Origin of the sequence: Candidatus Avoscillospira sp. LCP25S3_F1 (assembly GCF_052117125.1) — a bacterium.
GTDB lineage: Bacteria > Bacillota > Clostridia > Oscillospirales > Oscillospiraceae > Avoscillospira_A.
Genome location: NZ_JBQKJT010000019.1, coordinates 1 through 14475 on the forward strand (window position 1 = coordinate 1; position 14475 = coordinate 14475).

The window sequence follows — 14475 nt, forward strand, 5'->3', positions numbered from 1 at the left end:
CCTATACAGAGGGGGGAGAAAACTGCCCCATCAAAAAGGAAATGGAGGGAATCTGTATGAATTTGTTTGAAGTGGTGAAAGCCAGTATCAACACACAGGAAGCAGCGCAGATGTATGGAATCGATGCCAACCACCATGGCATGGCACTGTGTCCGTTCCATAATGACCGTCATCCGAGCCTGTATGTATCGGATGACCACTACCACTGTTTCGCCTGTGGGGAGCATGGGGATGTGATCGACCTGACCGCCAAACTGTTTGACCTTCGGCTGTATGATGCGGCCCGAAAACTGGCGTCGGACTTTCACCTTGCACCGGACAAGCCCTTGCCGGAAGCCATTCGCCGGAAAAAGGAACACAAAACCAGAGCACAGCAGCTTCGTGAGAACGAGCAGCTGTGCTTTTCTGTTTTGAACGAGTATCGGCGGTTGCTCCTGAATTGGGAAAAACGGTATACACCACAAACGCCGGAAGATGTGCTGGACGAGCGGTTTGTGGAAGCCTGCCACCGTTTGCCATGGGCAGAGTATCGGCTGGACATCCTGCTGCAAGGCGATTCCCATGAACGAGGTGAAGCCGTAAATGAGCTAATGGCAGACGGATACATCCGCAAATTACAGGCCCGCCTGAGAGAGGAGCGATACCATGAACAACCCTGTTTGGATTGATGAGAAAGGGAAAATCATCGAGCCGGAATATTGCCGGGATTTCCTGTCCCGGCATTCCATGCGCTGCATCAACGACCGCTTTTATACTGTGGATGGACCGCTGCCGGATGAGAGCAAATTGAAGCGGGCGATTTATGAGGAACTCTCACCCTGGATTCATGCCAAGGTCGCACAGACAGTGGAGCAGGTGATTAAGGCGTTGAAGCTGGCTGCATACACAGACCCTCTGCCCCTACAATGTGACCGCATCCATGTGGCTAACGGCACTTATTTTCTGGACGGTACATTCACAGAGGAAAAAGAATACTGTAACAACCGCCTGTCGGTATCTTATCGGGCAGATGCCCCTGAGCCGGAACACTGGCTACGCTTCCTTTCGGAACTGCTGGAGCCGGAGGATATTCCCGCCTTGCAGGAGTATCTGGGTTACTGCTTGATTCCGTCCACCAAGGGCCAGAAAATGCTCATGCTGATCGGCAAGGGCGGCGAGGGCAAAAGCCGGATCGGTGTGGTGATGAACGCTATTTTTGGGCTCAACATGAACACCACTTCTATCCAAAAGGTAGAAAACAACCGTTTCGCCAGAGCCGATTTGGAGGGTAAGCTGCTGATGGTGGACGATGATCTTGACATGAACGCCTTGACCAAAACCAACTATGTAAAATCAATCGTGACAGCAGAGTTGCGAATGGATTTGGAACGGAAGAAAGAGCAGAGCTATCAGGGGCTGCTGTATGTGCGTTTTCTCTGCTTCGGCAACGGGGCATTGACTGCACTTCACGACCGCAGCGACGGTTTCTTTCGCCGCCAAATCATTCTGACCACCAAGGACAAGCCTTCGGATCGGTTCGATGACCCGTTTCTTGCTGAGAAACTGATTGCCGAAAAAGAGGGGATTTTCCTCTGGATGCTGGAGGGACTGCGGCGGCTGATCGCCAATCACTATCACTTTACCATTAGCCAGAGAGCCAAAGACAATATCTCTTCCGCTGTTCGGGATGCCAACAACATTCTGGACTTTCTCGATTCTGAGGGTTATGTGGCATTCAAGGCGGATTATGAAGCCAGTACCAAAAATCTGTATGCAGCGTATAAGCGGTGGTGTGAGGACAACGCAGAAAACCCACTATCCCCAAAGAGCTTCGCAAACCAGCTTAGCCAGAATGCTGAACGCTACCATTTGGAGCCGGTCAGCAATCTACACATCGGCGGCGGAAAACGGTGCCGGGGATACATGGGCATTTATGTCCTGCTCTCGCCTATGGAGTTGTAATGAAACTTCAAAACCTTCTGTTCGTGCGTTCATGCGTTCCTGACCGGGTACAGCCTGTGGAACGAAGGAACGCACGAACGTAAAAAATCGAAGTTCATTTTTTATTGTTCGGCTCAGAGGGCGCTCTAAAATCCGCACTTCCCGATCAATGGTTGTGCAAACAGTGAAAAACACTACTGTAAACAGAATGCAAATCATCATTCGGTGATTTGCGAAACAGTGACGCTGGTATGCGGTAAGGTGACTATTTTCACAGTTTCACTTGCAAGCCCACCTAATGGCAAAGTCGATGGGGTGCTGTTGCGGACAGTTCTTCATGGGTGCAGTTCTGAGCGATTTTTGAGAAGTAATTAAGATTAACTGTACCGTGCAGCGTGTATGCTCCACGGTAAAATCATTTCATGAAAGAATGAGGTATTTTCTATGAAATCCAATTTGAGAAATGAAATCAAGTCGTACATTGTGCGTTCCGGCTACACGATGCAGGAAGTCGTTGACCGGCTTTCTGAGGATTACGGTTGGAGCGACAGCGTTTCAAACCTGTCCAATAAGCTCCAGCGGGAGTCTCTGCGGTATGTAGAGGCGGTACAGCTTGCCGATGCCCTTGGCTATGACCTCGTATGGCAGAAACGGAGGGACAAATGATGCCCGCCGTTCTTACCCGCCGTATCTCCCGTCTCCATTGACAAATCCGCAGATTTGGAGATGGATGGCAGAGTGGATTTGCAAAATCTGCTCTGCCTGTGGGCGGCAGAATTGAAGCAATCAAGATTGCGGAAAGGCTGTCGGTCACACCGCCTTTTGAGGATTTGGGTGCCACACACAAGCCTCTAAAGGCGGCAAGGCATCCGCAGATGCCGCATTCCCCCTCGGAGAGCCCACGGCACTTTGCAGCCCTCTGGGATGAAAGTGTCATAGTGGGTTATTACACTTCCCGCAGGAAGTGCATCCCCGTCCCTCAGCCGTCTGCCGCACAACAGAAAGGAGCTGATTTTTATGGCCAGAAATGACGGAATCGACCGCACCTTTGCCCGTAACCAGGACTTGCCCACCCTTGATGATGTGGCAAAGGTGCAGGAACACAATGAACGAGAAAAGGACAGCTACTCCAACCAGGATATTGATACCACCCAGACCTACCGGAATATCCACTTCAAAGCACCCACCGACAGCTATGCCGCCATGTTCGATCAGTTGATTGCCGATGGCGTTATCTCTACCCGTGGTCTGAAAGCCGATGCGGTGAAATACGGGGAACTGATTTTTGATGTGAACTCTGCCTACTTCCACAACCACGGTGGCTACGAATATGCCAAGCAATTCTACACCGATGCATACAAAGCTGCCGTAGAGATCGTGGGCGGTGAGCAGTATATCCTCTCTGCCGTCATGCACGCCGATGAACGCAACCGGGCTATGTCGGAAGCTCTGGGGCAGGATGTGTACCACTACCACCTTCATGTGGTCTATGTCCCGGTGGTGGAAAAACAGATTCTCTGGTCGAAGCGGTGCAAGGATAAGTCCCTTGTAGGTACAGTCAAGGAGACCATTATGCAGGTCAGCCGCAGTAAAAAGTGGGAATCCAAGGTAGCTCTGGATGAGCAGGGCAATCCGCTTTTGACCTCCAAGGGCAAGAAAGTCCTGCGGACATCATACAGTGTCCTGCAAGACGATTTCTTCAACTATATGAAAGCTGCCGGATATACGGATGTGGAGCGTGGAGAGCGTGGCAGCACCGAGGAACATCTGACGGTGACCCAGTTCAAGGTAGCACAGGAACAGCAGCGGCTGGAAGATGTGACCGCTCAAATCGCTCAGACAGAGCAGGCGCTGGACACCGCACAGGCTGCTGTTGAGAAAAAACAAAAAGAGCTGCAATCCCTGCAAAGGCAGACCAAAGAACAGCGCACTGCCGCCCTGACCGTACAGGAAATCCGCTCCATGGGGAAAAAGACGATCACCGGCAATATCACTTTGACCCCATCCGAGTGCAGCACACTCAAAGATTATGCGGTCAATGGGATTCTTGCCAAGGCAGAAAACAGCCGTTTGGAGGAAAAGCTACAACAAGCGCAAAAGAGCGCCACTGTCTGGAAACAGCGATACGAGTCGCTGAAAGAACAGGCACGGCCTTATCTGGAAGCTGTCAAGCTCGCACCCGAAAAGGTGCGGGCTTTTCTTGACGCCATTTTGACACGAACCCAGCAAACAAAGCAGCACGATCAGCCTTCCCGCCGCAAGTCGCACGATATGGAACTTTAATTGATGGAGGAAACTGCATGAGAAAACACAAAGATTTTATGAACGAACCCGACTATGGTTATATCGACATTGAATCCTGCTTTGAACCGATTTTTGAGCCGCCGATTGATTTTCTGGAAGAATGCCGGAAACGCTGGGAAAACCGGATGAATCCGTTCACCGGTACAGTGGAACGGAAAATCGGAAATACCTGGTATCTACTGGAGACTGTATGTGATGGAAATGAGCCGCTTACCCACAAGGTAAAACGGCTCATTTTCTCGGATAAGGAGGCGCTTTGTTCATGACACAGACTCAAATTCATGCTACAATATCACCATGCACACCGATTCTGTCAGCTGACCCAACCGTAAAGGAGGACGCTATGTTGGATCAGCAGAAAATCACCATCCTGTACTGCCGCCTCAGCAATGAGGATGCACTGGATGGAGAATCAAATTCGATACAGAATCAAAAAGAGTTTTTAACCCGGTACGCAGCCGAGCATGGCTACACCAACCTGAAAATTCTGGTGGATGACGGATATACAGGAACCAATTTTGACCGCCCCGGCGTGCAGGAAGGCTTTGCACTGGTTAAGCAGGGGCTTGTCGGTTGCTGGCTGGTCAAGGATCTTAGTAGATTTGGCCGAGATTACCTGACCGTTGGGCAATACACGGACATCATTTTCCCCAGCTATGATGTGCGCTTTATCGCCGTCAACGATGGTGTGGACAGTGAACGGGGCGACAGCGACGGCTTTGCCGCTATTCGTAATTTGTTCAACGAATGGTATCCACGGGACACCAGCAAAAAAGTCCGGGTCGTATTCCGTCAGAAAGGCACCAGTGGAAAGCATCTGGGAAAACCGCCCTATGGTTATCGCACTGACCCTGCCGATAAAGACCATTGGATCATTGACGAGGATGCCGCCCCAGTAGTCAAGCGCATCTTTGACTTGGCTATTGACGGCAAGGGGCCGGAACAGATTGCCCGTATACTGGAGAAGGATAAGGTGTTGACTACCAAGGCGCTGTATGCCAAACAGTCGGAAAACCAACCTGACCCGAAAAAGCGTAAGAAAATGCCGGAGCGCCCTTACCATTGGATTGGTCAATCGGTTGCGGGTATTCTGGAACGGATGGAGTACACCGGCTGTACCTGCAATTTTAAGACCTATTCCAAGTCCTACAAGCTGAAAAAACGGATTCCCAATGCAATCGAAGATATGTGTATCTTCCCTGATACGCAGGAAGCAATCGTTTCTCAGGCTCAGTGGGACAGGGTGCAGGAGTTGCGAAAAAACAAACGCCGTCCCACAAAAGCGGAACGGCAGGGATTGTTCTCTGGGCTTCTGTTCTGTCCCGATTGTGGGAATAAGCTGCACTTTGCTACCTGCAAAAGCTTTGACGGCAAGCAAGACCACTATGTATGCTCCAGCTACAAAAGCGGTCGAGGCACCTGTTCTGCCCACTATATCCGGGAAGATGTACTGCGGGAACTGGTGTTAGAGCGCATCCGTGCGGTCAATGCCTATATTCGGCAGGACGTGGAGGGTTTTCAAGAGGAATGGCTGCAATGCCGCCGCTCCGATCAGGAACGCAACATCCGTGAAGATCGGAAGCGAGTGGAGCAGGCGAAGAAACGGCTGGCTGACCTGGATGTTCTTCTGTCCCGACTTTATGAGGATTTTGTCCTGGGCGATCTGAGTAAGGAGCGGTATAAGAAAATGACCGCCGATTACGAGGCAGAACAGGAGCGGTTAAAACTCGAAATTGAAGTGACGGAAGAATGGCTGGAAACACAGGAAACCATGAGTGCAGATGTAGATGCCTTTGTCGCTCTAACCCAGAAGTATGTGGATGTGCCGGAATTGACACCTACGATAGTCAATGAATATATCAAGAAGATTGAGGTGTTTGCGCCGGACAAATCCAGCGGCAAGCGGGTACAGAAGGTGAAAATCTATTTCAACTTCGTGGATGACGTAGAGATTCCTGTGATTTCCGAGCCTGTTGTTGCGAAATCTACCCCTGGACGCAGAAAAACGGCGTGACCATTACGGTCACACCGTTCTCTTCCCCTCGCAAAGCTAAATAGTACCTTATCACTATTAAGCCTTCGCATTCGGGATTTTTGGAACATCGAAACAGTATAGATGTAACGACGTTTAGGTCCGCACCCATTGCTTTCAGACAGCAGTATTTTATCTGCATACTTCAACCACATATATAGGCTTTCCTCACAAAAACAATCATCTTATTGTGTCTTAAGCACGATATGGTAAGAATACCAGACTGGCTATCCGGTGTTCCTGTACATTATAACACACCTGCGTTACAATACAATTTCGTATTTATAATCTTTCATGATTATATCTGTTCCCTTTTTCTTATATGTGCTCTCGCTGACAATTTTTCCGCCACATTTCTGGGCAACACGATTAGAAGCGGCATTTTCCTGACCCACATAAATAGTTACTTTCTCAGCTCCTTGACTACGAGCATGATCTATCATTCCTTGAGCGATTTCAGTTGCATAGCCTTGACACCAAAAATTCTTATGTACGCAATAAGCAATATCGTATACTTTCTTGTCATCACTTATCATGAAACTGCATGTCCCTACCCGTTCTAATGAATTCTTAAAAACAGGAATCAAATAACAACATTCCTCCTCCTCGCCTAAGCCTTCTAACATGTTCAAATATTCATCATCTATTTCTTCTTTTGCTTCATCTGGCAAATATTGTCCCATCTCTGGATTGTTCCAGATACTATATGCCCACAAAGCATCTTCTTTCGTAAATCCTCTTAATAAAAGTCTTGGAGTTTCAATATCATTTATCTTCATAAACATCCTCTGTCAAATTCAATATTTCTCCGTTGCTTACTGATGCTTCCATCTTCCACGCTGATTGCTTTTGTCAGGACGATCCGGCGATTCTGATTGAGCCATTCCATGTAGACTAATTTTAGAGCAGTATTCTCGCCATCTGATTTTCGAACAACAAATTAGGAGTTACAAAAAGCGGAAAGCCCCTTGTCACAAGGCTTTCTGTATACGACGAGCCCCGCTTTTCGATAAAACAGTTCAAAAAGTGGGGCTCATTTATTTGTAACATCAAAACGCTGTAGATGTCATGTTATCTCCGCAAAACTCAAATTATTTATTCTTGTTTTGATGAGTCAACTTCCGATTCGGAGATACCCCCTTCAATCAAATCGGTTATCACTTGATTGAGTTGGGCAGCATTCTTTTCCGTAATAACAGGGACACCTGTTTGCAACTCAATAGCCTTTCGGGCATCTCCAGCGACTTTACCGCCTGCACGAGCCACTTCGATATTATCAGAAAAAGATTCCGGTGCTTTCTGCTTGGAAATTTCTGTGGTCGTAGCCTCGGCCAGCATATTCAGAACCAATTCCAGTGTAGTCATATTGTCCCGCAGGTTTTCCTTTTTCAGCCCCTTGAGATTCTTATACTGTCTGGTGGACATCCCGGACCATGCTCGGGATATCTCATCTGTAAGAATGGCATACTCAATGCCCTTTTGAACACCACGGGCATCCCATTCATCGGTCAGCTCTTTGCGGACCTGGATCGCCTGCAGTCGCTGATTGATCCATTCACGGGTATAGCCTTTCTTCAGATAGGTTTCCAGCGCCCGTTCAATGGTCAGTTCCGGATCTATCGTTTCTTCGATTCGCTCCCGACCAACCTGTGCCAACCATAGCTTAAACGGCTCAGCTTTGGGAGATGGTATGGACTGGATGATACGCAGAAGCTGTTCCGTATCTGCCACATCAGTATTATACCGTTTTCCATCCTTTGGGGACCTCAATTTCAGTTGCTGACAATTTGTCAGCAACTGATCTGCACCTTCTTCTTTAAGGCGTTGTTTCAGCTTTGCCCAGTAGTTGCTTGCGCCACGCTGATCCGGCTGATCGGTCAAAACTGCAACGACATCAACAACAGAAAAGTACCATTCCTCTTTATCCTCGTCCCAGGCTGTGCGGATGCGCTTATCTTCAAAAAGCTGAATCTTATCCTCTTGCCCCATTCATATCACACCTCTTTTCTTCAGCAAATCATCAAGCAGTCCCTGACAGCCTTCCATAACATCCTGCCAGGTCGCATCGAAGTCGCCGGTGTACCACGGGTCGGCTACCTCTCCGGGTCGGCTTGTAAAATCCATCAGAAGGTGCATTTTGTCGGCAAAGTCGCCACCACAGATCTGGTACATACTCCGGATATTGGCGCGATCCATGCCGATCAGCAGGTCGTACTTGTCGTAGTCGCTGTTCTGGAGCTGCCATGCTGTTTTGCCGGAACAGTCGATTCCATACTCGGCCAATTTCCGGCGGGCAGGCGGGTAAACAGGATTTCCGATTTCCTCGGTGCTGGTAGCAGCTGATTCGATCTGGAACTCCTGTGCCAGACCAGCTTTCTTCAACATATCTTTCATCACAAACTCGGCCATCGGGCTTCTGCAAATATTCCCATGACAGAGAAAAAGTATCTTGATCATTTTCGGAACTCTCCAATTGATTTTCTTCATGATCAGTATAACATGGAACCTCAAATTCGTCGAGCGTGAGTTCCTGATGAGCACATTCCTGGATAGCGTTCTGAAGTGCGGATTTTGACCATCCGTACTGTTTTGCGGCCAGCAGATACCAGCGTCGCTCCGCCATGTTCAGGTCCGCCTCCAGAATCACAACATTTTGTGTCCAGGAGATCTCTGCGGCGAGTTTCAAAAGTTCTTCGTTTTCACCATACATCCGGTAAAAATCACGCATCCTCCGCAGATTGCGCGGGGAGAAGCCAGGGACATTCGGATACTGTTCAGACAGGTATTTGGCAGCAGCAACCGCAGCACCCTTTTCAGAACGACCACATACAATTCGGCCTAATTCGCAGTATAGTTGCAGTTGAGAAAAGTCAGCAGTTACTGCTGCATCCAAATCCGCAAACATGGCAGAATAGTCGATGTTTTTGCGAGTGTTCATAGTTTCTCCTTCCTGATAAATTATGCTTAACCGAAAACAGACCAAAGAGAAATACGGGATACTCCCGCACTTCTCTTTGGCCTGTTTACACCACCCGAATCATCTGTTCCCAGAGAAGAACGAATCGGTCATCCAGGATTTTGTTGTCATGATAGTGTCCGAACAGCCAGTAATGAAACCGGGTTCTTTCTTTGACTTCTTCCAGATAATCTGTCAGGGGATCATGGGCATATCCTCCTGCGCCCAGTTGGTCTACAATACTGCTGGGAGCACAGTGGGTGATGATATAGTCCACTTCATGCCGGACACGCTCCAGATTGTTTCGGGCTTCTTCATATTCCGCAGCACTCGGAAGCTCCTGTTTCCACCAGGAACGATGGTTTACACGGAAACTGGCCCCCATTCTGCGGAGTGTCCAGTACTGTTCTTCAAAATCTGGAGCGTAGGGATTCAGTACACCGTATTCCATATCGTGGCTCCTTGCTCCGCCCATAGTAAAGAATGTGTATCCCTGCAGTTCAAACACCTGTCCCCGCATCAAATGGATCACATGCGGGCGGATGCGCTGGACTTTCCCACCGTTCCATTCCTCGACAGGGTATTTCCCCAGCAGATCAAAGTTCTCGTGATTGCCGCTGACAAACAGCACGGTGAAGGGTAAGGATTCCAGCCAGTCCAGGTTCCGATTATCTTTTTTTCGCCCGTCCCACAGACCACCAAAGTCGCCGCAGATGATCATGTAATCCTCTTTGGTCATTTCAGCTTGCTCCGGGAAGTATTCGGGCTGAAACCGCTCGAAATTGCCATGGGTATCGCCGGTCGCATAAATCATATCGTTCACCTTCTTTTTCTCATTATATCATATCCTGCTCCACTTGAATGCCCCCGCGCAGGATCACCGTGATATGTTCCGCAGAAACGACCTTCACCGTATCCACCAGCTGTCGGATGAGGGTTTCATCCCATTCCTGGATCTCTGCAGATGCGCCCTCCATGACCGCGGCAGCTTCTTCGATCCGTCGAATTGCCTGCGTATTACTTTTTCGCTGTTCTTCTATGGCTTGCCGTTTTTCCTTCAGAACAGCGGCCTCGTCCATAATTTCCTTGAGCTGGACTGTATAGATGGATGGATTTTCTGCATGAGCGGCTTTTGCCACCAGAGTCCTTGTCAGGTCATTCAGCTCATCCAGCCGACTTTCTATATCTGACAGGCTCATGCTCTCGCCTGGAATCGGTGCCAGCACCTGTTCCATAGCTCCGGTGATTTTCCGGATGAGTGTGCTTTTCCGGCTCATTGCAGAGTTGATTGCTGCGAGAATCGACCGCTGAAGCTGATCTTCATCGACTGATGGCGAGTTGTGGCAATATTTTGTTCCATAGTCCAGTCGGCTGACGCAGCGCCATACAACCCGTTTTTTGCCCCGTTTGGACCATGTGCATCGGCGGTACAGTGTTCCGCATTCTCCACATACAAGCCGCTCTGAGAGCGCATATTTGCTGGCATAGGAGGTCATTCCCGTGGGAGCATTCTTTTTTGAAGGACTTTTTCCTGCGTTGCGCCTTGCCATTTCTGCCTGTACCGCATCGAATGTCTTTCGGTCTACGATTCCATCATGATGGTTTTCCACCAGGTACATTGGGAGCTGACCTGTATTGCGGATTACCTTTCGGCTGATACAGTCACTGATGTAGGTCTTTTGGAGCAGGACATCACCGCAGTATTTTTCATTGGTCAGGATGCTGCGGATCGATGATATGGTCCACTCTGCACCTCCTGCCACATTGGGGATCTGCTCCGATTCCAGCCAGTCTTTGAGCATCCGCAGGCTGGCGCCGGTCAGGTACCGGTCATAAATCGACCGAACGACATCTGCCTGTTCCGGAATGATCTGGGGCATACCATCCTCGCCCTTCTCGTATGCATACAGGCGTTTGTACTGTATGATGGCTTTACCTTCCCGCATGGCCTGCCGCTTGCCCCAGCGGACATTGGCGCTGATGCTCTCACTTTCCGCCTGGGCGAAGGCGCCCAGCATGGTGATGAGGATCTCGCTGTCCGACTCCATGGTGTTGATGTTTTCCTTTTCGAAGATGACTGCGATACCCAATTCCCGGAGAGCCCGGATATAGTTCAGGCAGTCTACCGTATTTCTGGCAAAGCGGGAGATGGACTTGGTCAGGATGATATCGATTTTCTTACGCTTGCACTGGCGGATCATCTTCAGAAATTCAGGGCGCTTTCGGGCAGAAGTTCCTGTGATGCCCTCATCGGCAAAAATGCCTGCCATCGTCCAGTCCTTATTGCCCATGATTTTGTCGGTATAGTAGGTCTGCTGGGCTTCGTAGCTGGTGAGCTGTTCCTCGTCATCTGTAGATACCCGGCAGTAAGCGGCGACTCGCAGCTGCCGCTGGACAGCCTGCTGTGCTGTGCTTTCCACTTTCGCAGGGATCGTAATGACTCTGGGTGGATTGTCTCTCATTGTGGTTCACTCCTATGATTTGATTATTTTTCAGTCGTATGGCTATGGATTTATCACTGTATACACGGATTGCGGATACCGTGGTTTTCAGCAGTTTTGCGTCCAATTCACGCATGACCGGATGCTGGGCAAATATTCGCCGGAGCCGGATACTCTCATATTCATCTGCATCGATAGCACTATATTGTACAGAGGCAATGGAGTGGATAAGCTCTTGAGCTGCATCTTCGTCGATTGGCTGGCAGGATAGCACTGCATCCAATTGCCTTTGCAGTTTCACATTCTCGCTTTTAGGATGGGGCGACACCACTTGAATCCGTTCCGGATTGTTGAGCAGCATGTTGAGCAGACCTAACACCTGCTGTTCTATCTGCTTCGTTTCTGTCCACCCACTGAGACGGCGAAGGATCTTCTGTGCCTCTGTAATATGGGTGGTCACTTGCTTGGCGTTGCGTTTTTTTATCGCACTTGTCATAGTTTCTTCCTGCAGGATAGCAGGATAGCCCTTGTCACCGATATAACGGCGATCCTCCAGAATCCGTGCTACCATATTTTTGTTCCAGACCCTTCCAACATCGTATGGAATCTTCTGCTCCCGAAGCCACTCAACCAGGCTGTTGTAGGATTCTCCGGCGATATACGCCTGGAAGACATGCTTTACCAGCACTGCCTCCGGTGGATGAGGTACGATTTTACCCAGTTCCATGTGATAGCCGAAGGGCAGTTTCCGATTTCCCATCAGCGCACCGTCCTTTCAATGGTTTCTGTAAGCTCCAATCCGTTTTTCAGGCGGAATCGAAGCTGTTCTTTACTGTCCACAATAATCTTGTCAATCAGTTCACCGAACAGCTCTGCATCGAAGGCATCAAGGAAATCCGGCCCTGCTTCTAAGATATCCATCAGCTCCTGCGTTTGAGCGATGGTGTTGTCGCCATCGGAGGCTAACAGGCGTTCCTTTTTCAGCTTTGCAGCGCGGAGCTGTTCGGTCAGCTCATTGCTCTGGGATATAAAAATGTCAGGATCAATGAGGCCCTGCTGTTTCAGCGTGGTCAACATTTGATTCTGACTGGAAAGTTCAGATATTTGCTTGTTCAGCTCAATGACATCCAGACTCCAGAGCATTCTGCGGTTGCGGATCGTCAGGAGACTGGTGATCATCTGGGAGAGGATCGGCTCTCCATGGTGCTTGAGGTTATAGTACAGACGCAGGACGGCTTCCTCGATTTGGGACTCTGGTATCTGTTCCATGACACAGGCATCTTTTTGTCTGTCGTGTTTGCGGCACACCCAGTATGTTATGTCCTTTGACATTTTCCTTTTGAAGTATGTCCCACAGTTTCCGCACAGGATCGTCATGGTGAAGGGATATTGCTCCCGAGGTGAATGGGTAATTTTAGAGCTTTTCGCCTGATACAGCGCCTGCGCCCTTTCAAATATGAGCCTGTCCACAATAGGTGGGTGACTGTCTGCAATGTAGTACTGATCCTTATTTCCATGGTTTATCTTCTTTTTGACCGGAAGGGTATCAGTCGAATATCGTTTCTGCAGCAGGGAGTCACCGACATATTTTTCGTTTTGCAAGACATAGCAGACCGTTGTGTGCTGCCAGTATGGGATTTTATCTCTTGTGGGAATTCCTAAGCTTGTGATTTCCGATGCGATTTCTGTGGTGCTGTACCCAGCCAGGAACCTGTCGAAGATCAACCGCACGATTTGTGCTTCGGATTCTACGATTTCAAGCCTCCCATCGCACAACCGGTATCCAAACGGCGCCTTACAGGTAATGAACTTACCGCTTTGCATTCGTTTCTGATAGCTCCACCGCATATTACCTGAGATTGATTCGCTCTCAGCCTGAGCGAAGGCAGCGAATATGGCCGTCATCATCTCACCGGACATGGTGGATGTGTCGATATTTTCTTTTTCGAAGTAGATGCTGATTCCCAGCGCTTTCAGTTCTCGGATCGTCTCCAGACATTCTGTGGTGTTTCGGGCAAATCGGGAGATGGATTTCACCAATATCCGGTCAATCAGCCCTCTGTGGCAATCTGCCAGAAGTCGTTGGAAGTCCTCCCGCTTTTCAGCAGAAGTGCCTGTGATACCCTCATCTGCATAAATGTCCACCATGCTCCAGTTTTCTTTTCCGGAGATCAGGTCTGCGTAGTACCGATTCTGAGCGGCGAAGGAGTTGAGCTGGTCATCGGAAGCAGAGCTGACACGGGCGTAAGCAGCTACCCGCAGCTTGATGTCCTGCTGCTTTTCAGTAGCCTCTATCGTAATAACTCTGCACTGCTTTTCCTGCAGGGCCATACTTCCATCGGTCAGCTGCTTTTTCTCCATGTCAGTTCACCTCCTTACAGCAACAAACACTACCACACTTTTGCCCCAATAGCTATCACCAAATGCAACGAAAATCAGGGAAACAGAATGATCTCCACACCATCCTGCACAGAGAGGTAGCTTGCAATTTTTTGAGCCTCTTTTTCGGTGCATTTCCCAATCTGGACAAGGTTTTTAAGCAGCGTGATAATGCCACAGTAATCGATGTTTACATTCTGTACTGTCATAGTAATCCTCCCTTCATTTACGGTTTTACTGAACCTTGATACCACAAAAATAGAGGCCGCCCAATTTGGTTGGGGAAGCCTTGGCTTGCTCTACTACATTGCAGGCGACCTCCATTGCTTCTAATATCAAGAATTTTGCCTGTATTCGACACTACTTCCCCAGGCAGGGCGGCAACATAAACTGTGCTGGCGCACATCACGGGAATCTCACCCCTCCGGGGAACGCCCGAAGCT

The 14475-nt window shown here is 49.2% G+C and carries 14 protein-coding genes and 1 pseudogene; 6 read left to right on the forward strand and 9 right to left on the reverse strand.

The window, feature by feature from the left end; genetic code table 11:
* Positions 1-56: 56 nt before the first annotated feature.
* The 6 genes from ACTQ33_RS14060 to ACTQ33_RS14085 all read left to right on the forward strand — a co-directional run bounded on the left by ACTQ33_RS14060 (position 57) and on the right by ACTQ33_RS14085 (position 6238).
* Complete coding sequence (locus tag ACTQ33_RS14060) at positions 57-668, forward strand: CHC2 zinc finger domain-containing protein (RefSeq protein ID WP_441465202.1); 612 nt, start codon at positions 57-59, stop codon at positions 666-668.
* Positions 646-1941, forward strand: a complete 1296-nt coding sequence (locus ACTQ33_RS14065; protein WP_412260431.1) for a DNA primase family protein — start codon at positions 646-648, stop codon at positions 1939-1941. The genes ACTQ33_RS14060 and ACTQ33_RS14065 overlap by 23 nt, the downstream gene beginning before the upstream one ends.
* A gap of 423 nt (positions 1942-2364) precedes the next feature.
* Positions 2365-2586 carry an LLM class flavin-dependent oxidoreductase gene (locus tag ACTQ33_RS14070; RefSeq protein WP_055080156.1) on the forward strand — a complete coding sequence of 74 codons (222 nt, stop codon included), beginning with the start codon at positions 2365-2367 and terminating at the stop codon, positions 2584-2586.
* A gap of 351 nt (positions 2587-2937) precedes the next feature.
* Positions 2938-4203, forward strand: coding sequence for a plasmid recombination protein (locus ACTQ33_RS14075; RefSeq protein ID WP_412260434.1), 1266 nt, complete (start codon positions 2938-2940; stop codon positions 4201-4203).
* 17 nt (positions 4204-4220) lie between these two features.
* Complete coding sequence (locus tag ACTQ33_RS14080) at positions 4221-4490, forward strand: hypothetical protein (protein ID WP_412260436.1); 270 nt, start codon at positions 4221-4223, stop codon at positions 4488-4490.
* Positions 4487-6238 (forward strand): DUF4368 domain-containing protein, encoded by a 1752-nt coding sequence (locus ACTQ33_RS14085; protein ID WP_441465203.1) that lies wholly within the window; start codon positions 4487-4489, stop codon positions 6236-6238. The genes ACTQ33_RS14080 and ACTQ33_RS14085 overlap by 4 nt, the downstream gene beginning before the upstream one ends.
* Before the next feature lie 281 nt (positions 6239-6519).
* Here the strand turns inward: ACTQ33_RS14085 and ACTQ33_RS14090 are convergent, their stop codons facing one another.
* The 9 genes and pseudogenes from ACTQ33_RS14090 to ACTQ33_RS14130 all read right to left on the reverse strand — a co-directional run bounded on the left by ACTQ33_RS14090 (position 6520) and on the right by ACTQ33_RS14130 (position 14241).
* Positions 6520-7035 (reverse strand): GNAT family N-acetyltransferase, encoded by a 516-nt coding sequence (locus ACTQ33_RS14090; RefSeq protein WP_441465204.1) that lies wholly within the window; start codon positions 7033-7035, stop codon positions 6520-6522.
* Between the two features lie 316 nt (positions 7036-7351).
* A complete protein-coding gene (locus ACTQ33_RS14095) occupies positions 7352-8245 on the reverse strand; it encodes a BRO-N domain-containing protein (RefSeq protein ID WP_417084721.1) in 894 nt (297 codons plus the stop codon).
* The gene (locus tag ACTQ33_RS14100; RefSeq protein ID WP_441135863.1) at positions 8246-8713 is read right to left on the reverse strand and encodes a low molecular weight protein-tyrosine-phosphatase; all 468 of its coding nucleotides are present in this window, start codon (positions 8711-8713) and stop codon (positions 8246-8248) included.
* A gap of 85 nt (positions 8714-8798) precedes the next feature.
* Positions 8799-9194, reverse strand: a pseudogene (locus ACTQ33_RS14105) (DUF1016 N-terminal domain-containing protein); the annotation flags it as partial.
* Between the two features lie 85 nt (positions 9195-9279).
* Complete coding sequence (locus tag ACTQ33_RS14110) at positions 9280-10026, reverse strand: metallophosphoesterase family protein (protein ID WP_441135864.1); 747 nt, start codon at positions 10024-10026, stop codon at positions 9280-9282.
* A 22-nt stretch (positions 10027-10048) separates the two neighbouring features.
* A complete protein-coding gene (locus ACTQ33_RS14115; RefSeq protein WP_325285124.1) occupies positions 10049-11674 on the reverse strand; it encodes a recombinase family protein in 1626 nt (541 codons plus the stop codon).
* Entirely contained in the window at positions 11559-12413 is an 855-nt protein-coding gene (locus ACTQ33_RS14120) for a recombinase family protein (protein ID WP_441465205.1), read from the reverse strand. The genes ACTQ33_RS14115 and ACTQ33_RS14120 overlap by 116 nt, the downstream gene beginning before the upstream one ends.
* The gene (locus ACTQ33_RS14125; protein ID WP_340041474.1) at positions 12413-14014 is read right to left on the reverse strand and encodes a recombinase family protein; all 1602 of its coding nucleotides are present in this window, start codon (positions 14012-14014) and stop codon (positions 12413-12415) included. Before ACTQ33_RS14125 ends, ACTQ33_RS14120 begins: the two co-directional genes overlap by 1 nt.
* 74 nt (positions 14015-14088) lie before the next feature.
* Positions 14089-14241: a hypothetical protein gene (locus tag ACTQ33_RS14130; protein WP_165366523.1), complete on the reverse strand. Its 153-nt coding sequence runs from the start codon at positions 14239-14241 to the stop codon at positions 14089-14091.
* Between the last annotated feature and the right edge of the window lie 234 nt (positions 14242-14475).

Bases quoted from the DNA above. Each gene is read 5' to 3' on its own strand.
- ACTQ33_RS14115 (WP_325285124.1), bottom strand. From the start codon at position 11,674: ATGAGAGACAATCCACCCAGAGTCATTACGATCCCTGCGAAAGTGGAA.
- ACTQ33_RS14095 (WP_417084721.1), bottom strand. From the start codon at position 8,245: ATGGGGCAAGAGGATAAGATTCAGCTTTTTGAAGATAAGCGCATCCGC.
- ACTQ33_RS14060 (WP_441465202.1), top strand. From the start codon at position 57: ATGAATTTGTTTGAAGTGGTGAAAGCCAGTATCAACACACAGGAAGCA.
- ACTQ33_RS14080 (WP_412260436.1), top strand. From the start codon at position 4,221: ATGAGAAAACACAAAGATTTTATGAACGAACCCGACTATGGTTATATC.
- ACTQ33_RS14100 (WP_441135863.1), bottom strand. From the start codon at position 8,713: ATGATCAAGATACTTTTTCTCTGTCATGGGAATATTTGCAGAAGCCCG.
- ACTQ33_RS14125 (WP_340041474.1), bottom strand. From the start codon at position 14,014: ATGGAGAAAAAGCAGCTGACCGATGGAAGTATGGCCCTGCAGGAAAAG.
- ACTQ33_RS14075 (WP_412260434.1), top strand. From the start codon at position 2,938: ATGGCCAGAAATGACGGAATCGACCGCACCTTTGCCCGTAACCAGGAC.
- ACTQ33_RS14090 (WP_441465204.1), bottom strand. From the start codon at position 7,035: ATGAAGATAAATGATATTGAAACTCCAAGACTTTTATTAAGAGGATTT.
- ACTQ33_RS14130 (WP_165366523.1), bottom strand. From the start codon at position 14,241: ATGACAGTACAGAATGTAAACATCGATTACTGTGGCATTATCACGCTG.
- ACTQ33_RS14120 (WP_441465205.1), bottom strand. From the start codon at position 12,413: ATGGGAAATCGGAAACTGCCCTTCGGCTATCACATGGAACTGGGTAAA.
- ACTQ33_RS14085 (WP_441465203.1), top strand. From the start codon at position 4,487: ATGACACAGACTCAAATTCATGCTACAATATCACCATGCACACCGATT.
- ACTQ33_RS14070 (WP_055080156.1), top strand. From the start codon at position 2,365: ATGAAATCCAATTTGAGAAATGAAATCAAGTCGTACATTGTGCGTTCC.
- ACTQ33_RS14065 (WP_412260431.1), top strand. From the start codon at position 646: ATGAACAACCCTGTTTGGATTGATGAGAAAGGGAAAATCATCGAGCCG.
- ACTQ33_RS14110 (WP_441135864.1), bottom strand. From the start codon at position 10,026: ATGATTTATGCGACCGGCGATACCCATGGCAATTTCGAGCGGTTTCAG.